This window comes from Mucilaginibacter sp. 3215 (genome assembly GCF_050433785.1).
Taxonomy (GTDB): domain Bacteria; phylum Bacteroidota; class Bacteroidia; order Sphingobacteriales; family Sphingobacteriaceae; genus Mucilaginibacter.
The window spans coordinates 69,437-94,651 of sequence record NZ_JBNPWO010000021.1 but is presented as its reverse complement, the minus strand read 5'-3'; the positions used below and the strand labels follow the sequence as shown (position 1 = coordinate 94,651).

Genomic DNA, 25,215 nt, shown 5'->3' with positions numbered 1-25,215 from the left:
TAGTCTTTATTATCATAAACCTTTACACTCTTTAAACCTAACAACGATGTTTCACCGTTTATCGCTGGTCTTATTTTTTACCTTATTTATAGCTGGAGCCGTCCAGGCTCAATCTGATTATACGCACAACTTTAGCATGCATTCGCCGAATGCGTATGCATTCAGCAAGATTGACAATATCCCGATGAATAACTTCACCGGGATGGCGAAGATAGATTTGCCGCTATATGAAAAGAAAATGTCCGTTTTGGATTTCAGCATGCAACTGGTTTATACTGGTGCCGGCGGTATAAAAGCGAATGAGCCTACTAATATAACAGGCAGGGGCTGGCTGCTTCGTGCCGGCGGCACTATCGTAAGGCACACAAGAGGTATTCCCGATGATTTTCAATCCAGTGAAACTTCATCGGATGGAACCCCGATTACCAAATGGAATGGTGTTTTGTACAATAATGGCATAACCTACAAGCCGGATGGCGACAGCAGAATAAACAGTGCGGATCCAACCTTTAATTATGCTGATGGGACTGCAGATTCCCAGCATGATATTTTTGAATTTAGTATTCCTGGGAAATCCGGCAAGTTTTATATCGGTAAAGACAAGCAGGTGATAGTAGTAACAGATAGTAAAGTAAAAATAATCCCCAATTTTACCAGCAGCACGCAATTTAAATTAGCCTCGTTCATGATCATTGACGAAGCTGGAATAAAATATTACTTTAATCAGACCGAGGTAACTGAAGAAGAGGATCCTAATCCTGGCCTGACGCCTACAGCTGTCTATTATATGAAGGAGTATCCCTCATCCTGGTTATTAACTAAAATAGAAGCGCCATTTAGCGAAGAATCGATAACTTATCAATACATAGTTAGGCAAACATGGGCAGGGGCCGGATCAACGGGGGTGTATAGTAAACGATCAGACATGCCGTTCGGGAACACATCAACTTCTGGGGGAATTGGAGCAAAAGGAGCAGACCTGCAGAGTATTACTTTTTCAGATCAAACTAAAATTAATTTAAATTACTTTTTGGATGGAACTGATCCAGACACATCACCCTTGTTAAAATCGATAGATATTCTTAACACCCAGCAAGAAGTTGTAAAGAGTTATTATTTGAAATATCTCTACTGGGGCACGGACGGCAAGGCCACTTATACCAATACACAACCCACTACAAATACATATTTTGCTACAAAAAGGAATGATTATTTAAATGCCATTGACTTGGTTAGCAGCAATAATAATCATCAGACAATGTATGCGTTCGATTACTTTTTAGATCAAAACTTAAATGAAAATGCTGTGCCACATACCTATTCGGTGAATAGTGCGTCCATAGTAGAAGCTGGTTTGGATTTTTGGGGTTATTACAATGGAAAAACAAATGCTACTGCTTCAACAAATGCTACTGCTTTTGTGATACCCACTGAACAGGGGCCGGCTGCAGATAGAACACCTGATTTGAATTATGCGAAATTAGGTGTTATAAAGAGAATTATCTATCCAACCGGAGGTTCAGAAGAGTTTGAATACGAACTTAACAATAAACGCGGAACAAGCGGCAATGTTACTGTTGCCGGGTTACGTATCAAGAAACGGACGTTGCACGACGGGATAGACCCACAGCATGATATCGTTAAACAATATAATTATGTGGAGACTGATGGCCTGTCTTCCGGCTTTATAGGCGAGACACCGGAATTTACTTTTATTAAAAACGGGTACTATGATGATGGCGGATGGCCGTCTAATCCGCATGTAAAATATACGATGACAACTTCTTATACAAATCCTGCAAATCCTATATCCAATATCGACGGCAGCTTTGCCGGTTACAGGCGGGTAGAAGAAGTGCTGCAAAATGGCAGCAGCAACAACGGGAAGATCGTGTACGAGTATTCTGACCTGAGTTATACTACTTTGTGGAATCCGAAGGACTATTATCCTTACAGGCCGATAGACCAACCCTACTGGGCTGTGGGCCTGCCGCTGACGACTACTTATTTTTCCTCAACCGGCGCCACGACAAAGCGGATCGTTAATGAATATAATATATTTCAGCAGCAAAAGGTTGACGATAACTACAGATCGTTATATATGTCTAAAGATGGAGAAGTTGATGTCCTTGGGGGGGGAGGAGGTTCTGACCCGTACGCCATCAGATTCATATATAAATTCAATAACTACTATCCTGTAATAGGGAGAGCGGAATTAAAAGCCACGCATGTGTATACCTATCCATCAACCGGCTCCGTTTTACCGAAAGAAGTACTTACACAGAATACTTATGATGCTAATTATTTTATGCTTCGTACATCGTCGCAGCTAAACTCCGATGGCAATACCGCAAGAAAATATTATTATTATCCTTTTGATTACAACCTGGGCGGTCCGTTATCTGCACTTGCAAGCAATAATATAATCAGCAAACCGGTATTAACAGAATCGTGGCTGATCAAGCCTTCGGGCAGTTACCTGGTACAATCAAATGTAACAGAATATCAAACGCTGAGTAGCGGCGTTATCAGGCCACTTAAAACTTACACGTCGCAGCTGACAAAGCCTTTGCAGGGAACGCCAGGTTCATTCTCCAGTAACGTTTTATTACCTGCAGATCATAACTTTAAACCTGTTATCATATGTAATGCTTATGACGACAAGAGCCGGCTCGTTGAATTTGAAAACCCGGGAGGCGTTAAAACTGCTATTATTTTAGATAAATCCGGAAATAATCTGGCTAAAGCTGATAATGCATCGTTTAGTACAATTGCATACTCTGGATTTGAAACGGACGATTTGGGTAACTGGACCTATGCATCGGGGGGCATTTCATCATCGTCAAGTAAATCAGGCTCAAAAAGCTTTAACGGGGTTATCACCAAAAGCGGTTTATTATCCGGCAGCTACAATGTAAGCTTATGGGCAAAAGGAAGCGGATCGGTAACGGTAAATGGCGTAAGTACTGCGATCAATAGCAACTGGAGCCTGTACAAATGGACGCTGTCCGGCATTACCGCTGTAACCATCAATACCAATGGTAATTTGGTTGATCAGGTAGCGTTAAGCCCGCAAACTACACAAATGATAACCGCTAATTATTACAAAGGAGTTGAAATTGAAAGCACAGCCGATGCCAATAACAAAAGCAGCTATTTTGAATACGATGAATTTACACGGCTTATAAACGTTAAAGATCAAAATGGCAGTATTGTAAAAAACTACGCGTATCATTATGCTACACCATTTTTAAATACTGCACAGTCAGCCAGCTTTTTGAAAAACGATTGCCCGGCGGGAAATTATGTTCCCGGCCCTCCGGTAACCTATACCGTTCCGGCCGGTAAGTATACCTCTTTAATATCTCCGGCAGATGCAAATGCGCAGGCTGTCAGTGAGATGTATGACGGACAGTCGGCATCTTCCTATGGACAGGCATATGCTAATGCGAACGGTACCTGTATCCTGAAATATTATAATTCGGCATTATCCACACTTTTTACAAAAAATAACTGCGCAGCAGGTACCACACCCGGACAGACATATTATGTTGTACCTGCCCAAACCTACAGTTCAGTTACTTCACAGGCCGACGCCGATAACCAGGCACAAAACGACGTTAACACCAACGGTCAGAATTATGCCAATGCCAATTGTATATGTGCCGCCTCAGTAACGGTTATTTTTAGTAATTCCACTTCGGATTCCATCGGCATAAATTTTTCAACGGGATTAAATTTTTCTGCAGGTACCGGGAATAACAGAAGCTACGTATGCCCTCCGGGTTCATCTACGCTTGTATTACCGGCAGGAATTTATACTGTATCTTTTTCTACCATTGGTTCAAGCAACAGCCATAACTGTTACGTGGGCGCAAGAACAGCGGTTGCCGGGAATCATGTTAGTTTTAGTAATGTTAATATCAATAGCGGTACCGGGGGAGAACGAAATGTTGGGATCTATTAAAACAACAGGTTATTAATACCAGGTATACCAAATTAAAGCATTAACCTTAAACCTCTATAATAAATATGGCCATTTCCCATATCACTATAAAATCAATACTCATGCCGGTGTTCTTAGTTTTCAGCCTTTTGCTGTCGACTATCGCCTCAATGGCTCAAACATATGTAAATGCGCCTATGACAGGCACCCCCTTAGCAGGCGCCTATTACAGCAATACCAGTATCCTGCTTAATCCAACTTTCAGCTTTACGGCAGCAAGTAACAGCAGCCTGAGTTTGTTTATAGTCGGCGCTGATTGCGTACCGCAAACCACGGCTTTAAGTGCCAGCAAAAACTATATATTTACATCAGAACCCCGGATTGGCGGCATCACTACTACTGCGGGTTTAGCCAACCGCAGCACTTGCGAGCTGATGCAAACGGTAGCATACTTTGACGGATTGGGCAGACCGCTGCAAAGCATCCAGATCAAAGGCTCCCCATCGGATAAAGATTTGGTGCAGCCTTTTGCCTATGACGTTTTTGGAAGGGAAGTACAAAAATACCTGCCCTATGCAGCAACTACAGCTGATGGCGGCTACAAAACAGATGCCCTTACATCGGGCGCCGGTGTGATGGATTTTTATTACCCTGCCGGCAGTACAGCAGCTTCGGGCACACAGCAAAGCAACGGTATAGTTTATAACCCCAAGCCCTTTGCAGTAACTAACTTTGAGCCATCGCCATTGAACCGGGCAACAGAACTGGGCGCGCCGGGCACCGACTGGCAACCCGTAGCGGGTAATACTACTGGGCATACCGTCAAAATTGTTTACACCATTAACAACGCAACAGCGATAACGGATACGGCTAATACCATGATTGCTGCGCTTTACGGTGTAACAATAAATACAGACGGGAGTCGCACACTTACCAGGGCAGCCGGAACCAACGCCAATTACCTGGCTGCGCAACTTGATGTTGGCATTACCAAAGATGAAAACTGGAGAAGCGGCCGGGGGGGCACAACAGAAACCTATAAAGACAACGATGGGCGTGTGGTACTGAGACGTACATTTAATTACAGCGGTACAACCCTGCAGATCCTATCTACCTATTATGTATATGACGACCTGGGCAACCTGGCCTTTGTCTTGCCGCCAATGAGCAATGCTGATAATGTGCTGCCTGTACAGACTGTTCTTGATAACCTGTGCTACCAGTACCGTTACGATGAGCAAAACCGGTTAATTCAAAAAAAACTTCCTGGCAAGGGCTGGGAATATGTAGTATACAATAAACTAAACCAGCCGGTGCTTACTCAGGATGCTATCCAGCGGTTAACTAATCAATGGGCAGTGGCCAAATATGATGCTTTAGGCAGAGTCGTCATGACCGGATTGTGGAATGCAGGTGCCGTTATAGCACAATCAACTTTACAGGCCAATATTTATGCGGCTGCCCAATGGGATACCCGCGATAAAACGGATGTAAATATAGGATATGCCGTTAGCAGCTATCCCGCCATCAGCAGCTATCTCAGTATCAACTATTACGATGACTACAGTTTTAGCAATGTTACCGGGCTGCCTCCGGTATTTAATACCCTGCCATCGGGAGCCAGCAGCCAAGCCACAGGCCTGCTTACCGGCAGTAAAGTAAATATTCTGGGTACTGCCGGCATGCTTTGGGCGGTAAGCTATTATGATGACTTCGGCCGTAATATTCAAACCTACAAACAGCACTACCTGGGTGGCGGCACACCTAATGTAAATAACTATGACGTCATAACGAACAGTTACGATTTTACCAATGTAGTAACCGCTACGATACGTAAACATTATAACACTACAAGTACCGCGACCCCCGTGTTAACCGTAACCAACGCTTATGTTTATGACCATATGGGCCGCAAAACGCAAACCTTTGAACAACTTAACGGCGGGGTTAATGTATTGCTAAGTCAGGTGGATTACAACGATATTGGTCAGATGAAGATAAAACACCTGCACAGCACCAATATGGGTGCATCGTTTCTGCAAAACGCAAGCTATGCTTATAATGAACGCGGCTGGCTTTCCAGGATCAATGATCCTAACGTGGCTCCCGCTGCCGATAAGCTGTTTAGCATGGCGCTTAATTACAATACGCCGGTGCCGGCAAATAACGGAAGGCCGCAGTATAATGGCAACATTGCCGAACAATTATATAACAAGGGTAGCGGCGGGCAAAAATTTGTTACCTATAATTACGATCAGCTGAACCGTTTAACGGCGGGCAATTCGGCGGAGGCATTCAGTGAAAACAGTATCGCGTATGATGCAAATGGCAATATACAAGGGATGACCCGTTTCGGGCCGAACAGCGGCATACTCAGTTATATTTATAGCGGCAACCAGCTGCAATCAGTTACCAGCAATAACAGCAGCGTAACCCGGAGTTATAGTTATGATGTTAACGGCAATGCCACCAGTGATGGCCAGGGGAATACGATAAACTACAATCTACTGAATTTGCCGGCCAGTATACCTGGCAAAAGCTTAACCTACAGCTATGATGCTGCCGGTAATAAACTCAGAAAAATAAGCAGCGGCGCACCAACCGATTACGTAAGCGGGATCCAGTACAAGTCGGATGGCACGATAGACTTTATTCAAACCGAAGAAGGCCGAGCGATCAAAACCGGCGCCAACTATATTTATGAGTACACACTAAGTGATCACCTGGGTAACAACCGAGTAACATTTGACCAGACAAACGGTAAAGTAGGTGAAGATGATTATTACCCCTTCGGCCTAAACGTACATCGCCAGCAAAATGCAGGAAATAAGTATCTTTACAACAGCAAAGAGATGCAGGATGAGCTGAACGAATACGATTACGGTGCCCGGTTCTATGACCCGGTGATTGCAAGATGGAATTCGATCGATCCGCTGGCTGAGAAAAGCAGGAGATGGTCGCCGTATAATTACGTGGAGGATAATCCGATCAGAAATATTGACCTTGACGGGATGCTTACCTATGATTATAATACCGGGAGTTACAGAGACGCTAACGGACAGGAAGTACCCACTTATGAGGCAATGGAACAGATAGCGGGAATGGCCTCTGCTACTTACTTTGTGACGCCTGCAAATAGTACAAACATTGTTTCGGCTGGTGGAATCGGCAATTCAACAGGGAATAGTCAGCAAGCAACTCCGGAAGAAAATAAAAGTTCTAACCAGGGAGGAGCTGATGGAACAACTACACCTGAAACATCTCACTTTACAGATATAGATTTAGGAGGAGGTGAAACAGTAAAAGTTTATTTTCAGAACACAAGCGGTGGTGCTAGTTCTGATAATGAGGTAAGTACCAAATTAGTGACAGCAGTTGTTAAGTCAATAGCGGCAACTAACAATTCCCGTCTCGTTCAGCAAATAGAATCAATTACTATAAGTGCTACTACAAATGGCAAACACGCTCCTAATAGCAATCACAGTAAGGGCCTTGCGGTTGATATTTCTGCGATAAATGGGATTCATATTAAAACTGGTCAAGTTGACGCCATTGTACAAATGTTGCAGGTTGCGTTTGAGTTTCAGCCGGGCCGCAGAGAAAATTTTGGACCTATTTATATGTTAAAATCCGGAAATCAATTTTTAGACATTACAAATTTAACTTCAAAACAAATCGATAACAGAATTAAAACTGCCGCCGACCATATGGATCACATCCATTGGTCAGTTGATTCCAAATAATAAGCTTGAATATGAAAATATTGCCTTTGATATTTATAACTGCGCTAACTGCAACACTGGCAGGTTTTGCTAACTTACCGAACACATTTGGTTCACAGCTGAATGGCCTTAACAAATTAAAAGATAATGATTCGCTATTCATTTATAAAAAGGTTGATCCTAACAATGCAGGAGATGTTAACGCTGAAGGAGATATTTGCCTGTTTAATCTGAAGAACCGAAAAACATATACCATAGCAAAACATGAAGTTCTTGACAAAACTGAAGCGTGGATAGTTCCGAATGGAAATATTGTAGTTTTCGGATGGGGAGGCATCAGTGTTTTTAACAGAGATAGGAAAAAGATAGATCAGTTCGATTTTGATGCAGATCAGCAGGTGCTGGGTGCAAATTATAATTCAGCACTGAATTCTGTTTTTTTCCTTCTGATGAGCGGCAGTACTAAACAAGTTGATTTATGCAGGCTTAATTTAAAAGGGCTGGAAATGAAAAAGCTTAAGCGCAATCTGAAAATATCATTAGACGACGGAGAAGCGCCTTTTAAATTATTGTTTTTTGATCCAAACAATAACCTGCTCATCGAAAATGATTGTAATTCCATTTTGTCTGTTAATCTGCACGCTAATTATGATATCCGCACTATAACATTTAATAAAGAAGACTGTAATGGTTACTCTGTTAATTTTAACAAGGAGGGGATCATTTATTTAAGATATAGCAACAAGAATAAAGATCTTTATGAGATTAAGCAATATTCTTTTAATAGCAGCAAAGTAGTAACATTATTTTCAGGGAAGAATGCAAACCGAAAGTCAGTTGAAGTTGATCTGTATACAAATAAAGATATAGCCCCTTTTGTTATCAGGATCAGTAACAAACTTTATATTTATAATTACAGATCATTTCGGGAATTAAAGATCAATGTAAATTCAGACATTGTTTATATTTCTTCAGATAGTGTATACTATCTGAAGGACGACGGCAGTATTGCCAATGTGCAGTTTTAATTGCTAAGACGGGCGGAAGGCTACTTCGATATTTTGATAGTACGTCTACCTCGTGTAGCCCAGCTTCGGCTGGGCTATTTTGGTTATAAGCGTTGTCAACCGGCTTCTATCAAAGCGCATAATTTATTTTAATTTCCGATACCCACTGATAGTTCCGCAGGTGTCTTAGCGATAACCAAGGGATTATGGAAGATCAACAGCAAGAGACGGATCTGCTTTTAGCACATTATATTAAAGGTGAGTGTACTCCGATACAGCAGTTTTTACAAAAAATAAAACACGATCACACCGGCCGCAGGCCAACCGGGGGGCAGCCTATTTGTTTTACAGTCCTATTTTGCGGTCGATCCTGCGTTTGAAGTCTTCGGCAAGTTTGGTGAGGAAGAGGTCGGTCTCTTTTTTGAGACGGGTGATGTCGGTGTATTTGTGATAGGCTTGTTTGAGTCTACCAAGAAGACGTATTCCTAACATTAAACCCACCTATATCAGCTCAACAACGAATAAATGAACATTATCTATCCTTTGATCGACAAACATTGTTTGAATTGAAGAATGTTAAGATGTATTTCTTTGTAATAACCACCTTATTTCTTATTTTCGTATTAATCATTTGAAATCAAACAGTTTTAAAATAAAAGTGAGTTTTAAGAGAGTCGCTTTTATAAAAGTTAGTAAAATATTGATAATGAGCGATCCATGAACATAGTTCATGTCCCGTCCATTCCGCTAAAAACATTCAAAGAATGTGCAAAAGCCTTTAAATCATGCGATTTAAAGGCTTTTTGTTTGCCTCAAAATATTTAATTATCCCCGTTTTGATGCCTCGGTTTGATTTTTGTAACTTTACTTTATGTCGAAAGCAGAAACACTTCAAGATTTTTATCAAAGAAAGGTTAACTGGCTGCCCGGTAACCTTCAGCAAAACATCGGTCACTTTAATGTGTTCAGGATTGAGGATTGTATTGGCCCTAACGCAAAGCAGGTAACCTACAGCCGCCGTACCTTTTATAAGATCAGCCTGATGCGCGGCGATAATATCATTCATTATGCCGATAAAAGTATCAAGCTTTCGGGCTCAACACTGATGTTCTTCAGCGCCATGGTGCCGTATACATTTGAGCACATGTCTGATGACCGCACTGGTTTCTTCTGCATATTTACCGAAGAGTTTTTTCTGGAGAAGTTCCGTACCGGCTTAAGTGAGTTTCCGATGTTTGGCCTTAATGCCAAGCCGGTTTATGCCTTAAATGATGAACAGGACGCTTATGTAACCGCTCTTTTTCAGAAAATGCTGTCTGAGATTAATACCGAGTATGCTTTTAAATATGATCTGCTCCGTAATTATGTTACGGAAGTAATTTATTATGCGCTTAAAACGGAACCATCCGAAAATGTTTATAAGCATGTAGATGCCAAATCACGCATAACATCAGTATTTACCGAGCTGCTTGAAAGGCAGTTCCCTATTGAAACCCCTTCACAGCGGTTTGTATTGCGATCGGCCAATGATTTTGCACAACGGCTTTCGGTGCATGTAAATCATCTGAACAGGGCAATTCGCGAAACTACAGGCAAAACCACTACCGACCATATTGCCGACAGGCTGCTGAGCGAGGCCAAATCATTATTAAGGCATACCGACTGGAACATTTCTGAAATTGGTTATTGCCTGGGCTTTGAAGAGTCGACACATTTTAATAACTTTTTCAAGAAACAAACCCAACAAACGCCAAGCTCGTTTCGGAATGTTTGAATTTTGTAACCTTTGGTTTGATTAATGTAATGTGCCCCCTTTGTTGCTGCTGTAACTTTGTTTTATCTCAAACAAACAAAGCAAACAATTTTTATGGACAACAACAAAGTATGGTTTATTACCGGGGCTTCGAAAGGCTTTGGCCTCAGCTTAGTAAAACAACTACTGGATGCAGGACAGCTTGTTGCCGCTACTTCCAGAAATTTACAGGAATTAACCGCTGCGGTTAATACAACAAGCAATAATTTTTTACCCCTACAGGTCGATCTGGTAAACGATAGCAGCGTATCGCTTGCATTACAACACACTTATGAGGCTTTTGGCCGTATCGATGTAGTGATCAACAATGCCGGTTATGGCATCGGCGGTGCTATTGAAGAACTCAGCGATGCTGAAACCCGCATGGCGTTTGATGTAAATGTATTTGGCACCTTGAACGTGATCCGTGCGGTAATGCCATACCTTCGCAAACAACGTTCGGGCCATATCATTAACATTTCGTCTATAGCAGGTATTACAGCAAATACCGGATGGGCTATTTATGCCGGATCTAAATATGCGGTGATCGGCATTTCTGAAGTGCTTGCAGCCGATGTTAAAGAATTTGGCATTAAGGTAACCGTGGTTGCTCCCGGCGCTTTCCGCACCGGCTTTCTTACTGCAGGATCGCTTTCAATTACTGACAACCAAATTGATGATTATACAGAAGTACGTGCCATTCATAACAAATACCTCAAAATGGACGGCAAGCAAGCCGGTGACCCGGAAAAGGCTGCAACTGCTATTATCAACACAGTTTATGAAGAAAACCCGCCGTTATACCTTTTATTAGGTGGCGATGCGTACAATCGTGCTTTGGCAAAGCTTGATACTTTACACAATGAAATCAGGCAGTGGGAGGATGTAACCTGCTCAACTGATTTCTAAATTTATTCCGTTTACCCTATATCTACCTATATAAACACCAAATGGAAAGTATCAAGGATAAAGTGATTGTAATAACCGGTGCCAGCAGTGGCATCGGCGCATCTGCTGCCCGCAAACTGGCACAACTTGGCGCTAAAGTGGTTTTGGCTGCCCGCCGAGAAGATCAATTGAAAAACCTGGCACAGGAAATTGGCGAAAATGCAATTTATGTAGTAACCGATGTTGCTAGGCGAACTGATCTGGATAACCTCATTCTGCAGACCATAGCCAAATTTGGCCGAGTTGACGTAATGTGGAACAATGCCGGCATCATGCCCATCTCTTTTTTTGAAGAAGGTCATGTTGATGAATGGGACAAGATGATCGACATTAATATTAAGGGTGTATTGTACGGGATTAATGCTGTGCTGCCCCACATGCTTGAACGCGGCCAGGGGCATATCCTCTCCACGTCATCGGTTGGTGGTTTAAAAACGTCGCCGGGCATTGGCGTTTACAGCGGTACCAAGTTCGCGGTCAAGGCTATTATGGAAACCCTGCGCGAGGAAGTTGCCCAAAACATTAAGGTAACCACCATTTACCCCGGCGCAACTAAATCCGAATTAGGGCATGATATTACCAGCCCTAAGATTAGGGGCTTGTACGGCAACCTTGCGAACATGCCAAAACTTGATGAGGAGGCTATAGCCAACGCGGTGATTTACGCTATAAGCCAGCCGGATAATATCTCTGTTAACGAGGTGGTGGTACGGCCGCTCGGACAAACACGATAATGTCAGTCATCCGGTCAAAATAAGTGAAAATCATAAACGATCACTAAGATCGTAACAAGTAAAATCAAAATCTATCAAATATAACATATGGAAAACAACAAAGTATGGTTTGTAACCGGTGCCTCAAAAGGACTGGGACTTGCCTTAGTAAAAAAATTATTGAATGAAGGCTATAAAGTAGCCGCCACATCGCGCAATTTAAGCGATTTGACCAAAGCAGTTGACACACAAAGCGAGCAGTTTTTACCCCTCGCCGTTGACTTGACCAGCGAGGACAGTGTGCAGGAAGCCGTTGAGCTTACTGTAAAAACCTTCGGAAAAATTGACGTTATTGTCAACAACGCCGGTTACGGATTATTAGGCGGTATTGAAGAATTGACCGACCGCGAGGCCCGTGATAACTTTGAGGTTAACGTATTTGGATCATTGAATGTGATCCGTAAGGCGTTGCCTTATCTGCGTGCTCAAAAATCAGGTCATATTTTAAATGTATCGTCGATAGGTGGTTTCACCGGCGCGTTTGCAGGCGGAGGTATTTATTGCGCCACCAAGTTTGCCGTTAATGGTTTCTCCGAAACATTATCAGCCGAAGTTGCACCGTTTGGCATAAAGGTTACCATTGTACAGCCGGGTTATTTCAGGACCAATTTCCTGTCGGCCAGTTCACTGGCGGTACCTCAAAACCAGATAGCCGACTATCAAAACGTCCGCGATACAGTAAATTTTCACCAAAACGACATGGACAAGCAACAGGCCGGCGACCCTGAAAAAGCGGCCGCGGCTATGATCAGCATAACTAACGAAGCTAACCCACCGCTAAATTTATTTTTGGGCGAGGATGCTTACGGCCTGGTTGAGAAGAAGCTTGCCTTCGTTCAAAACGAATTAGAAACATGGAAAGATTTAACACTTTCAACAGCAATACAACAATAAACGCACACCATTATATAGGTGTATGGGTTACCCGCGATGGATTTATCCGTCACGAATTTTTGCCTAACGGCCGTTACACCGAGGCCCGTGGCGACAAACAAAATGCCTACACAGGTTATTACAGCGTATTAGGGAACCACGTTGAATACCTTGACGATACAGGCTTTACCGCCGAAGGTGATTTCAGAGACGGGGTGTTTTACCATGCCGGCATGGTATTGTACAAGGAAACGGCATAACGAACATCTCAAACAATGCAGTTATCATTTCTACGACCCAGCCGGAAATGTATCTAAACGGAAATCTCCTGCACCATGCATCTTTATAAAGTATGCATGGTGCAGGAGATTTCTCTTTCATGTCATTTACAGGGGAGTTCCTTACGCTGTCGAATTATTAAAGATATGTGGCTCCGACACTTTGCCTATCCTTTAAAATCGGTCAGCTTTTCGGCCATTACCTCGCTGATCTTCCGGTATGAATCAAATGTCCAGCCGGCAACGTGAGGGCTTAACAGCACTTTGCCGCTTTGTTTTAATTCCTCAAACCATTGTTGTTCGGCAAGGGCCGGGAATTTTTCAACCTCCAATACATCCAACCCTGCCCCTAAAATTTTGCCTTCGCGTATGGCGTTCAGCACGGCACTTACTTTAGCAGTTTTGCCGCGTGACGTGTTTAAGAAAAATATAGGCTTTTTAAAGTGGAAAAGGTATTCATCATCTACCAGTCCGTCGGTTTCTGCAGTTAAGGGGATATGCAGGCTCAGTACATCGCTGTGCTTTACAATTTCTTCCATGCTTACCTCGCGCGCATATTTATCACTGAAACCGGTTTTATACTTATCGTAAGCAATAACATTTACCTGGAAGCCCGAAAGCTTCCGGGCAAAGCTGCTGCCCATATGGCCGTAGCCAATAATACCTACTGTTTTACCTTTTAGCTCGTAACCCCGGTTAGCCTCGCGCTGCCACTTCCCCCCGCGAATTTCGGCGTCGCCGCGGTTCAGGTTGTTCATTAATGACAGCATTAAACCTATGGCATGTTCGCCTACGGCATCCGAATTGCCTTCGGGTGCGTTGATGAGTTTTATGCCTTTTTGAGTAGCATAATCTTCATCAATATTATCCATACCAGCGCCAGCGCGGGCTATGAACTGTAAGTTGGTGGCAGCATCAAACACGGCTTTATCCACCCTGAATTTTGAGCGGATCACCAAGCCTGCATAGTCCCCTATGATTTGCATGGCTTCGTCGGCCTTTATCAGCGGACGGTAATCGCATGTATAACCTTTAGCTTCGGCCTGCTCCATAAATATGGCGTGCACATCATCAACAATAAGAATATTATTTTTCAACTTGAATTGATTTTTAATAAGAGGCCAAATTTACAAAATGCCAGGGTATTAGCCGGCAGAGTTTTATAACAGGGAGGTGATTTTTACTATACAAATATAAAAGCGTCATTGCGAGATACGAAGCAATCCCCAACTTGCAGGTCCGCCCTGTATAGTTCGCGATTGCTTCGTGCCTTATAATGACGTGTTGGATGTGGCGCAAATAAAAACGCCCGGCATCTTTCAATACCAGGCGCAGAATATTATTAATAATTTGCTTAGTTAGCCGGTTGCGATACGCTTGTATACTTATTATCAAGGCTGATATAATCAGTCATGATTTGGCCGGCTTCGCGTTTTACAAAGTCAAGGTCTTCGTTTTTAGGTTTGGTTTGACCTTTTTTAAGGGCCGGCAAACCTAATGCTACGCGGCGCAGATTGTTACGCTCAAATGTTTTTGTTTCATCGTCGTCACGTTGTTTCTTCAAGTCCGACTCTTTTAGCGATACGCTGTCATCAGCGTCGTGCTTTTTAAAATCAGCAATATCTTCAAGCAAATATTTGTAACTATCGCTGCTGGTCATACGCTGATCATGCAATTTTTTCAGTTGTGGCAATACGCCGGTAAAATCGCCTGTTTTGGTATAATCTGTTTTAGCAATGATGTCAAAAGGCATTGCAGATGGCTCGGTATCTTCGCCGTATTTATCCAATGGAATAACCGACGGGAATGAAATATCAGGTGTTACACCTTTGTGTTGGGTTGAATTACCACTAATACGATAGAACTTAGCTATGGTCAAATTAAGTTGCCCGTAAGTGCTTTGGCTGCCTGTAGAGGTTGTTTTTTTACCGCCACCAACTACGCCCGCAATTTTATCGCGGAGCGAAGAGCCAATCACCCTGTCAAGATCGATAGCGCTTTGTACCGAACCTTTACCATAGGTTTGGGTGCCCAATATTAACCCGCGACCGTAATCCTGTATTGCACCTGAGAAAATTTCAGATGCCGAGGCGCTGAAACGGTCAACCAGTACTGCCATAGGGCCACTGTAAGTGATATCCGGATCTTCGTCTTTATCAATTTCCACCTGGTCTTTAGTGTCACGCACCTGTACCACCGGGCCGGTTTTAATGAATAAGCCGGTAAGCTCAATGGCTTCCATCAATGAACCGCCGCCGTTTTCACGCAGGTCGATCACCAGGCCATCTACATTTTCTTTCTTTAACGAGTCAAGGATTGCCTTAACATCATGGGTGGTACTTTTATAGTTAGGGTTGCCTGCCTTATAGTCGTTAAAGTCAATATAGAATGCCGGGATGGATATCACACCTATCCTAACCGTTTTACCATTGCTGTTGTAAGTGCGGATCTCTTTTTTGGCCGATTGGTCTTTCAGGATGATCTTCTCACGTACCATTTCAACCACTTTGGGCTTGCTTGATGCATTTGCACCGGCAGGCAATATTTCAAGCCTTACCGTTGTGCCTTTAGTACCGCGGATGATAGCGATGGCATTATCAACACGCCATCCCACCACGTTCTGAAACTCCCCGGTTTTACCCTGGGCTACTGCAACGATACGGTCGTCGACGCTTATCTGGTGGCTTTTATCTGCCGGGCCGCCCGGTACAATGGTTTTAATGGTTACATACTCATTTTCCACCTGTAGCGAAGCGCCGATCCCTTCAACCTGGCGCGACATTTCGATATTGAAATTAGCTGCGTTTGATGGGTTAAAATAGTTAGTATGGGGATCGATGGCCTCGGTAAAGGCATCCATGAAGTATTGGAAAACGTCCTGGTTAGATAACTTGTTGCTTTGGGTTAACAGGTTTTCATAACGTTTTTTGAGCGTTTCCTTGTTCTTGGCCATATCAGCATTGGCCAGTTTCAGGTTTAGCAAATCGTATTTTACGCGCTTGGTCCACATGGCATCCATTTCGCTTTGCGAAGCAATCCATGGCAGTTTATCGCGATCATAAACAAAGGTTTCAGTTTTATTGAAATCGAAATTTTTATTGATCTGCTCAAGCGAATATTTTACATGCTCGATATATCTTTTCTGAAAAACGTTGAAGATATAAAAAGCATCGGCCAGGTTGCCGGCTTTAATATCATCATCAAGTACGGTTTTATATTTTTCAAAATCCTTGATATCAGATGCTAAAAAATAGCTGTGGTTCTCGTCGAGCGATTTGATATACCGGTCGTAAATGATGGCGGATACTGAATCGTTCAGCGGAACTTTTTTATAGTTGTAGTTAGAGATTAATGATGCTACCTGCTTACAAACAAGGCTTTGCTGTTCATCGGGCTGTAAATCATTTGAACCTGCTACTTTAACAGGTTTGGATGGTGATGCTTTACAGGCGAGGGCTGCGCCCAGCACCAATAACAAATATACTTTCTTAAACATATCTTTTACTGTAGTTAAATCGGGGTTGGTGTAAAACATCAATACTTGTGCCTATTATTAATTTGCTAATGTAAAATAAAAAAGAGACAGTCAATATGCTGTCTCTTAATTACTAATAACAATAATACGATTATGTTTTACTAATAGTATGCAGGCAGCACCATTTTACGTTTTTGTTACAAAAAAATACTATTTGTTAACTGTTTTTGTACCTGCATCGGCGGTTTCGGCAAAATGGGTTTCGGTATGCAGCGTGTTGAATTTATTGTCTTGTAAATAGCGCGTTTTTTTCTCTACAGTAGCCAGGTCAAAAGTCAAACCGCGGGCAACAGCCAGTTGTCGGGCTTCGGCCAGGTCTTGTTTAGCCTGTGCATAATCGCCGTAATCAGCTTTTACAGTCGCAAGGTCAAGCAGGTTGGCTATGGTATGCCTGTCGTCGTTTTGCTGGCGCGATATGGTGATACTTTGCAGCAGGAACCATTTTGCCTCAGCCAGGCGGTTTTGTTTCATATACATCTGGGCCAGGTCGCTAAAGTTGTAGCTGGCGGCATTGTACACATGAAAACGCATATTGTGCTGCGCGGTTTTCATAACCGATTCCTCGATCATGGCCAGTACATATGGGGTATGTTCAATAGTAAACGGGCGGATCTTTACTTTAGCCAATGCAGGAGCGGGCAGCCTTTTAATAGAGTGGCTTTGTGCATAAGCCATTTGCGGAGACCGGGTACGCTTATTGAATGGCTTGTAATACCATTGCGCTGATGCATCGAACCCAACAGCGCATAAAATAATAAGTAGGAAATATCTCATCTAATCTTTTTCCTGGGTTTAAACTGTTTATTTTTAAATTAATCAGCTTAACAAATGTAATTATTTGTTAACGGGAAAACAATACCCGTAAAATGCAGTAAATACGTAAACGCCTAAAGGCCACCGTTATTTTACAGGTGCTTAACTTATACCCTTTCTACGGGAAAAATAAATTTAGGTTTTAGTTAAAAACTTCAATATCTCCGTCATGCAGGGCCCATACCATGTAAGGGTGGGTGTCTGAGTGATAGATCTGCCCATCAGTAGTAATGCCTATCACACCGGCAAAGCCATCGTAAGGTTTCATTTCATCGAGGGTTTTTTCGGTAGCGGCCATAAGGGGCATGCCATCGGTTACTCGTGTAACAATTTTAACAGCTACCGAGCCACTTACAATATCTTCACCTACGCCGGTACATGAAACGCCGGCAAACTCATTGGCATAATTTCCTGCAGTAGTGGCCGAATCACTAACACGGCCGGGAATTTCAAAACCTTTGCCCCCAGTACTCGTTGCGGCTGCCAGGTTTCCATGCACATCCAATGCAACGCAGCCCACGGTGCCAAGCCTTATAGAATCGCTTAGTTTTTGTTCGTATTCGTGACGTCGCTGTGGGATTTCGGGGTTATAATATTTATGACCGTTTTCTATAGCAAAATCGCATGCTCCTTTGCCGCTCAATACACGATCATCATAGGCTTGAAGTTTTTCGGCTACACAGATAGGGTTTTTAACATCTTCAATGTTGATGACGCCCGAAAAGCGTTGGGTTTTGCCATCCATCAAAGAGGCACTGAGGCGGATCTTGCCATCGCTCTGGATCTGTGATCCCGTTCCGGCATTAAAAAGCTCGCAATCTTCAAGCAGCCTTACGGTATAGACGGCCGTTTCGGCAGCAGTGTGATGTTGCAGGTGTTTGTATCCTAACTGCACTATGCCGTTCAGGGCTTCCTGTTTGGCCAGCTTTACTTCCTGGTTGGTATGCGATTCGCTAAAAAAACCGCCGTGAATAATTATTTTCATAATTATAAATTAAAGTAGATGTACTGCATAAATAAGGCCAGGGTATTTATAAGAACTTTATGCAGTTTAAATTATTGTAGAAGTTTGCTGCCTGGTGCATTGATAAAAACACCTTCTTCAACTTTTACGCTCTTTTTTATGATTAAACGGTGCTGCACCAGATCGTACTTATCAAATATCGACATGACGTGTACCCTCAGGTTTTCGATAGATATTGGCGAACCAAGCTCCACATCGTATATATTAGTTGATACGATGTTGCGTCCGTCAACCAAAATAATAAGGCCCGAGCCGATAGCTTCCATCATATAACCTTCGGTAATAAGTAAACCTGTATCCTCGCCTAAACCTATCCCTAAAATACCAGGATTAGTTGCCACGGCATACATTAACCGGCCTATGCGGCCACGCTGTACAAAGTGAGTATCAACAATCACCGAATCGATAAAGCCAAGGCCGGCGGTTATCTGCACTTCGCCTTTAACCAGGGCTTCGTTACTTTGCCCGCGGTAGATCATGTGTGTTGAAGCCGCTGCAGCGCCTGCCGATGTTCCGGCAATAACGAAATTCTCTTTTTGGTAACGCTGTTTAAGGATCTGTAAAAATTCGGTGCCGCCAAAAATGGCTGTTAGCCTGAGCTGGTCGCCGCCGCTGAACATCACTACATCGGCTTTACGGATCCTGTCTAAGTATGCCTTGTTCCCCGCATCTTCGCGGCTTTTGATGTGCAGTACGTTAACATTGGTAACGTTGAGCTGGCCAAACGCCTTGATATACTCGGCGCCGACAAGCTCGGGGATTTGAGAGGCGGTGGTGATCACTTCAATTTGTGAGCCTTCGTGCTTAGCAGATTCGTTAATTATGCGCCTTAATATGCCTTGTTCAAAAAATTTGATATAATCGGGCTGCAAAATATGCTCCTGGAGGGTAACATTGCTCCCCATATCAACCGCGCCGCCTATAATTATTAGCTTACCTTTCGGGACAATCATGATTATTTCACAATATCTTAATACAACTATATACAAATTACGACAAAAACCTGCACAAACACAGGAACTAATAATAAATAATGGCTTTTCGCCATCAAAAATTTTATTCCCGTGTTATGTTTTATAGTTTTAAGGGGAAATTAGACTGACAAAAAAATAGCATCCTACATAATGAAGATCGAAAATATTCAGGTACTACGCGGACCCAACATTTGGAGCATCAGACGCAAAAAATTAATACAAATGCGGCTTGATCTGCAGGAGATGGAGCACCGCCCCTCCAACGAAATAGATGGCTTTTATGAACGGCTTGAAAAGCTGCTGCCATCGTTATACAGCCACCGCTGCTCTCCCGGTGTACCCGGCGGCTTTTTTCAGCGGGTGATTGCCGGCACCTGGATGGGACACGTTATTGAGCACATAGCCTTGGAGATTCAAACCCTTGCCGGTATGGATACCGGCTTTGGCCGCACCCGCGAAACCAAAACAAAAGGCGTATACAATGTAGTATTTGCTTATCTGGAAGAAAAAGTTGGCGTTTTTGCAGCCGAATCGGCCGTGCGCATAACCGAAGCTTTGATAAAAGGCGAGGATTACAATCTGGATGCTGATATTCAGCAAATGCGCGAGATTAGGGAAAATACCCGCCTGGGACCAAGTACCGGGTCAATTGTGGAAGAAGCGATCGCGAGGGATATCCCATGGATCAGGCTTAACAACCAATCATTGGTGCAATTAGGTTATGGCAAAAACCAGGTACGTTTCCGCGCTACCATGACCGAAAAAACCAGCAGCATTGCCGTTGATATTGCCAGCAACAAGGAAGAAACCAAACGACTTTTACAGGAGCAGGCCATCCCTGTTGCTAAAGGCGTAACTATTTCATCGGCATCGGCTGTGCCGGATGCTATCCGCAAAGTGGGCTTCCCGCTGGTGTTTAAACCGCTTGATGGCAACCACGGCCGCGGCATTTCTATCAACATAAAAACTGAAGAAGAGGCTATTGAAGCTTATGAGCACGCCGCCAAAATTTCGCGCCGCGTAATTGTAGAGCGATATGTTACAGGCTTCGACTTCAGGGTGTTGGTGATTGATAATAAAATGGTTGCTGCTGCCCTTCGTAAACCGGCACATGTTACCGGCGATGGCAGGCTGAATATCCAGGAATTGATAGACCTTGAAAACTCCGATCCGCGCCGCGGCTACGGTCATGAGAATGTGCTTACAGAGATAACAATAGATAGGGATACTCTCGATCTGCTGGCCAAGAAAGGTTATACGCTTGAAACCGTGCCCGAAAAAGATGAGGTGGTTTATGTAAAATCAACTGCTAACCTAAGCACAGGCGGCACCTCTGTTGATGTTACCGACCATGTACACCCGCAAAATATTTTCATTTGCGAACGCATTTCTAAAATCATCGGCCTGGATATTTGCGGCATCGACATCATGGCGCAAAACCTTACCGAGCCGCTTACTGATACAGGTGGAGTGACACTGGAAGTTAATGCCGCACCAGGCTTCAGGATGCATATTGCTCCAAGCGAAGGCTTGCCCCGCAACGTAGCCGGACATGTGATTGATATGCTTTACCCTGCCGGTAAATCGGCCCGCATCCCTATCATAGCTATTACCGGGACTAACGGTAAAACCACTACCACCCGTTTGATAGCACACATTGTTAAAAATAACGGTCACCGGGTAGGTTTCACCACCTCGGATGGGATTTACGTACAAAACAATATGATGCTGAAGGGCGATACAACCGGCCCGGTAAGCTCGGAGTTTATACTGAAAGATCCAACGGTTGATTTCGCGGTATTGGAAACAGCCCGCGGGGGGATCCTGCGCTCGGGCCTCGGTTTTGGCTTTTGCGATATAGGGGTAGTTACCAATATCCAGGAAGATCACCTTGGCTTATCGGACATTCATTCATTGGAAGACCTTTCACGCGTGAAAAGCGTAGTGCTTAACTCGGTTAAGAAGGATGGCTGGGGCGTTTTAAATGCCGATAACGAGTATTGCGTACGCATTGGCAAAAAGGCCGAATGTAATATCGCTTATTTCAGCCGGAACGAAAATAACCCAATCATTAAATCACATTGCAAAAAAGGGGGCATTGCCGCTATCTGTGAAAACGGGTTTATCACCATTTTAAAAGGCGACTGGAAGATCCGCGTACAGCGTACCATCCTGATCCCGCTTACGTTTGGCGGTACTGTGCCCTTTATGATCGAGAATGTGCTTGCCGCAACACTGGCTACGTTTTTATGGGGATTTAAAACAGAAGACATCAAGATCTCGCTCGAAACTTTTATTCCATCGGCCTCACAGACGCCGGGCCGTATGAATATTTTCGAGTTTAAAGATTTCCGCTTCATGATTGATTTTGCCCACAACCCGGATGGCTATACCGGCATCAAGGAGTTTTTAAAGCATATCGACTCGCCGCTTAAAATAGGTATCATAGCCGGCACGGGAGACAGGCGGGATGACGATATCCGCGAACTGGGTAAAATATCGGCCGAAATGTTTGATTATATCATCCTGCGCCAGGAAAAACACCTGCGTGGCCGCACCGCCGAAAATATTATTGGTTTACTAAGGGAGGGAATTGAATCAGTTGATCCTAACAAGCAGGTTGAAGTAGTGCCTAAGGAAGTTGACGCTATTAAACACGCCATGAGCCTGGCCCGCCCCGGAACATTCATTACGGCCCTGAGCGATGTGGTTGATAATGCAATTGAAACCGTACAGGATTACCAGGAGCAGGAGAGGAATGGCCTATTTAATGTTTGACAGCCCCTAAAGGAGGCTGCCTTGATAAGCATATTTTTAATGCGTTGGCTAAGCCAGCGCATTTTTTGTTTATATGCTTTTGCAGGTTCAAGTGTAATAACACCTACCATGGCCAGCACCAACAGGGGGTTAACAGGGTTAACACAATTTCGAATTATTCGGTGCAATGATTTGAATATCAATTGTTTAATAAATATATGGGTTGCGCGAAAGATGTGATAAAGATATTCAGCTTGCGGTTAGTGTTATCAAATTTAAGCCTCCGAATATCTTTATTTTTTAACGCCTTGCGTGGAGGGTTTGGGTGGGGCCGGTACTCTTTGGCTCAGATAATAATGCCACAAAATCATCGCCGCTACCGTCCGGTATGGTTCCCATTGTTCGGTCACCGCTAACAACTCTTCTTTGGTAATATCTTTTGGCAGATTTTTTACCCGTTTAAGGGCATTCACTGCGGCCAGATCCCCGATAGGGAAAACATCGGTGTGCTGTAATACAAACATCAGGTAAACATCAACCGTCCAGTTGCCAATGCCTTTGAGGGCGGTTAGTTTGGTACGGATAACATCATCCGGCATTTGTTCCATTTCGGCGAGGTTGATCTGCCCGCTTACAATGGCTTCTGCAAGGTATTTTATATAGATGGTTTTTTGGCGACTTACATAACATGCCCTAAATTCTTCATCGGTAAGCAGTAAAACCCGTGCCGGGGTAATCTGCTGTACCCGCTCCCGGAGTTTATTTAAGGCAGATAATGCTGAAGCCAGCGATACCTGCTGTTCCAGTATAATATGAACCAGCGTTTCAAGGCTATTTGGGCGTGACCATAAAGGCGGATAACCATGGTTTTTGATGATCAGGGCCAGCTCCGGATCGCCCGCGGCGAGCTTATCGCAAATAGTATGGAAGTTTGAATGTGAAAATTGCTCAAACATAGGTTGATATTATGTTTTGCAAGATGGGAGATTGTGTTGGCAATTGCAAATTATGGATATAGAACGTAGCCCTTAAGCTATCAAGTGACAGGATTTTAAAAATCCCCTCTCGAGAGGGGGCGCGGAGGAAAGAGCGATAGCAGGGGTGTGTTTCTGCGATTAGAATACCCAAACAGAAACACACCCCTCCACCCCTCTCAAGAGGGGAATCGCACAACTCCCATGCTTTTAGCTTATTAAATTATGCGTCTCTATAGGAAAGCATTTTACTCGTAACTATGCCGCTCAAAATCATAATCAGATTGTGAGGTAATGATCTTTTTTCGCCGCTCGATATCCGTATCCAGGTTGTGATCGTAAATATTATCGGTAACCGCTATATCACGTTCTTTATCACGTTCGGCAAGGTGGATATTGGCTTCGGCTGTTTTGGCGATAGCCGTATCATAAGGCCCTTTGGGCGACATCAGCTTTACAAATACCGGCAAACATTCAAACAAAATGAACAGGTAGCCGATAAAAGAGATAGCAAGGTAGGTATCAAGGTCGCGCTTACCGTTTTCGGTATAGGTAAGCTGGCCCAACGCCCAGTTACGGTCGGAAAATCCTGCTATACTGGCTAAACTATCTAACTGATGCTCAGTGAACAGCCGGGTACTGTTTAAACCTTCATAATCTTTCCGGGCGCTCAGGTACTGGTCCATCTGCCCTAAATTATCAGTAACGGATTTAAGCCGGGCTTCCTTTTCTTCCAGTATGGCCTGCTTTTGCTTTGCATAAGTGCCATAACCGGTAATGCCCGATGTTTGGTTGGTTTTATCACCGAAAACTTCCTGGTTAAGCTGATAACGTGAGCGGTTAATATCCCGCTCCAATGAATCTTTTTCCTTTTTCAAATCGGTGTTTTTACCCAGCTCCATGGCATACTTCTGCATGTAGGTTTTTTCGAGGGTATCAATTTTACTGCGTTGCCCTTTTAAATAGGCGGTTTTTAGTTTCTGGCGAATTTCTTTATCGAAGATCTTGAGTTCAAGCGGGCGTGATATCACAATACCGATCATAATGGCCAGCAAAATACGGGGCGATGCCTGCAGGATCTGCTGGTTGGTTGTGCCTTCTTTGTTGATACTGGATACAATGTAGCGGTCCATGTTAAAAATGGCCGTTCCCCACAGTAAACCAAATAGTATAGCAAAACCTACAGCAAAGGCATCGCCATTAAAAACAAAGTACATGGCGTAACCGCCGGATAACGCGGCGAACAGTGCCGTGAAAAATATAGTTGCCCCAATGCCAACATACTTATTATGCTCAATTGGGTACTTTTTTAAGGTATCGATATGTGCTCCTGAACAGAACCAGAAAAAGCGTGTAACTTTTTTCATTAAGTAATTATTGTGTAAACATATATGAAACGCTCATATACTTTGATTGTTACAAATAACAAGCCTAAATATTTGATTAAGAAAAAAACTACCTTTGAATTATAATTACATTTAACATGAACGAGATAACCGTACAGGAACTAAAAGAAAAAATTGACAAAGGCGAAGACTTTCAACTGATTGACGTTAGGGAAGATTTTGAATACGAAACTTCAAACCTTGGCGGTGTGCTTATACCGCTTGGCGGAGTGCTGATAGAATCGGAAAAGATAAGTAAAGATAAGCCGGTAGTAGTAATGTGCCGCAGTGGTAAACGCAGCGCGGCTGCTATTATGCAACTGGAGCAGCAGGGTTTTACCAACCTTTCAAACCTAAGAGGAGGGATCCTTGCATGGCAGGCCGAAATTGACCCTGAATTAAACGTATACTAAT

General features: G+C 43.5%; 17 protein-coding genes. 10 read left to right on the top strand and 7 right to left on the bottom strand.

Going from position 1 to position 25,215, the window contains the following annotated elements; all coding sequences use genetic code 11:
* Positions 1-46 precede the first annotated feature (46 nt).
* The 8 genes from ABIC84_RS24180 to ABIC84_RS24145 all read left to right on the top strand — a co-directional run bounded on the left by ABIC84_RS24180 (position 47) and on the right by ABIC84_RS24145 (position 13,321).
* A complete protein-coding gene (locus tag ABIC84_RS24180; protein ID WP_429265226.1) occupies positions 47-3,967 on the top strand; it encodes a DUF5977 domain-containing protein in 3,921 nt (1,306 codons plus the stop codon).
* 101 nt (positions 3,968-4,068) lie between these two features.
* Positions 4,069-7,689: a DUF6443 domain-containing protein gene (locus ABIC84_RS24175; RefSeq protein ID WP_429265225.1), complete on the top strand. Its 3,621-nt coding sequence runs from the start codon at positions 4,069-4,071 to the stop codon at positions 7,687-7,689.
* Positions 7,690-7,700: 11 nt separating this feature from the next.
* Complete coding sequence (locus ABIC84_RS24170; protein ID WP_429265224.1) at positions 7,701-8,696, top strand: hypothetical protein; 996 nt, start codon at positions 7,701-7,703, stop codon at positions 8,694-8,696.
* 850 nt (positions 8,697-9,546) lie between these two features.
* Positions 9,547-10,449 carry a helix-turn-helix domain-containing protein gene (locus ABIC84_RS24165; RefSeq protein WP_429265223.1) on the top strand — a complete coding sequence of 301 codons (903 nt, stop codon included), beginning with the start codon at positions 9,547-9,549 and terminating at the stop codon, positions 10,447-10,449.
* A 93-nt stretch (positions 10,450-10,542) separates the two neighbouring features.
* On the top strand, positions 10,543-11,376 hold the full coding sequence (locus ABIC84_RS24160) for an oxidoreductase (RefSeq protein WP_429265222.1): 834 nt from the start codon (positions 10,543-10,545) through the stop codon (positions 11,374-11,376).
* Positions 11,377-11,417: 41 nt separating this feature from the next.
* Entirely contained in the window at positions 11,418-12,149 is a 732-nt protein-coding gene (locus ABIC84_RS24155; protein ID WP_429265221.1) for an SDR family oxidoreductase, read from the top strand.
* Between the two features lie 87 nt (positions 12,150-12,236).
* Positions 12,237-13,082, top strand: a complete 846-nt coding sequence (locus tag ABIC84_RS24150; RefSeq protein WP_429265220.1) for an oxidoreductase — start codon at positions 12,237-12,239, stop codon at positions 13,080-13,082.
* Entirely contained in the window at positions 13,043-13,321 is a 279-nt protein-coding gene (locus ABIC84_RS24145; protein WP_112651662.1) for an Atu4866 domain-containing protein, read from the top strand. The genes ABIC84_RS24150 and ABIC84_RS24145 overlap by 40 nt, the downstream gene beginning before the upstream one ends.
* Positions 13,322-13,506: 185 nt before the next feature.
* On the opposite strand, the gene ABIC84_RS24140 is transcribed toward ABIC84_RS24145, so the two are convergent.
* The 5 genes from ABIC84_RS24140 to ABIC84_RS24120 form a co-directional block, all read right to left on the bottom strand.
* A complete protein-coding gene (locus tag ABIC84_RS24140; protein ID WP_429265219.1) occupies positions 13,507-14,436 on the bottom strand; it encodes an NAD(P)-dependent oxidoreductase in 930 nt (309 codons plus the stop codon).
* Between the two features lie 257 nt (positions 14,437-14,693).
* Positions 14,694-16,835: a carboxy terminal-processing peptidase gene (locus ABIC84_RS24135; protein ID WP_429265218.1), complete on the bottom strand. Its 2,142-nt coding sequence runs from the start codon at positions 16,833-16,835 to the stop codon at positions 14,694-14,696.
* 189 nt (positions 16,836-17,024) lie between these two features.
* Positions 17,025-17,648 carry a hypothetical protein gene (locus ABIC84_RS24130; RefSeq protein WP_413321378.1) on the bottom strand — a complete coding sequence of 208 codons (624 nt, stop codon included), beginning with the start codon at positions 17,646-17,648 and terminating at the stop codon, positions 17,025-17,027.
* 181 nt (positions 17,649-17,829) lie between these two features.
* Complete coding sequence (locus tag ABIC84_RS24125) at positions 17,830-18,672, bottom strand: isoaspartyl peptidase/L-asparaginase (protein WP_091172868.1); 843 nt, start codon at positions 18,670-18,672, stop codon at positions 17,830-17,832.
* A 71-nt stretch (positions 18,673-18,743) separates the two neighbouring features.
* The gene (locus tag ABIC84_RS24120) at positions 18,744-19,664 is read right to left on the bottom strand and encodes a cyanophycinase (RefSeq protein ID WP_090531111.1); all 921 of its coding nucleotides are present in this window, start codon (positions 19,662-19,664) and stop codon (positions 18,744-18,746) included.
* A 171-nt stretch (positions 19,665-19,835) separates the two neighbouring features.
* Between ABIC84_RS24120 and cphA the strand changes: the two genes are divergently transcribed.
* The gene (gene cphA / locus ABIC84_RS24115) at positions 19,836-22,463 is read left to right on the top strand and encodes a cyanophycin synthetase (protein WP_429265217.1); all 2,628 of its coding nucleotides are present in this window, start codon (positions 19,836-19,838) and stop codon (positions 22,461-22,463) included.
* 272 nt (positions 22,464-22,735) lie between these two features.
* Here the strand turns inward: cphA and ABIC84_RS24110 are convergent, their stop codons facing one another.
* Positions 22,736-23,398 carry a DNA-3-methyladenine glycosylase family protein gene (locus ABIC84_RS24110; protein WP_429265216.1) on the bottom strand — a complete coding sequence of 221 codons (663 nt, stop codon included), beginning with the start codon at positions 23,396-23,398 and terminating at the stop codon, positions 22,736-22,738.
* A 266-nt stretch (positions 23,399-23,664) separates the two neighbouring features.
* Complete coding sequence (locus ABIC84_RS24105) at positions 23,665-24,783, bottom strand: DUF4407 domain-containing protein (RefSeq protein ID WP_090531102.1); 1,119 nt, start codon at positions 24,781-24,783, stop codon at positions 23,665-23,667.
* 116 nt (positions 24,784-24,899) lie between these two features.
* On the opposite strand from ABIC84_RS24105, the gene ABIC84_RS24100 reads away from it, so the two are divergent.
* Positions 24,900-25,214, top strand: coding sequence for a rhodanese-like domain-containing protein (locus ABIC84_RS24100; protein WP_129569838.1), 315 nt, complete (start codon positions 24,900-24,902; stop codon positions 25,212-25,214).
* Position 25,215 lies beyond the last annotated feature (1 nt).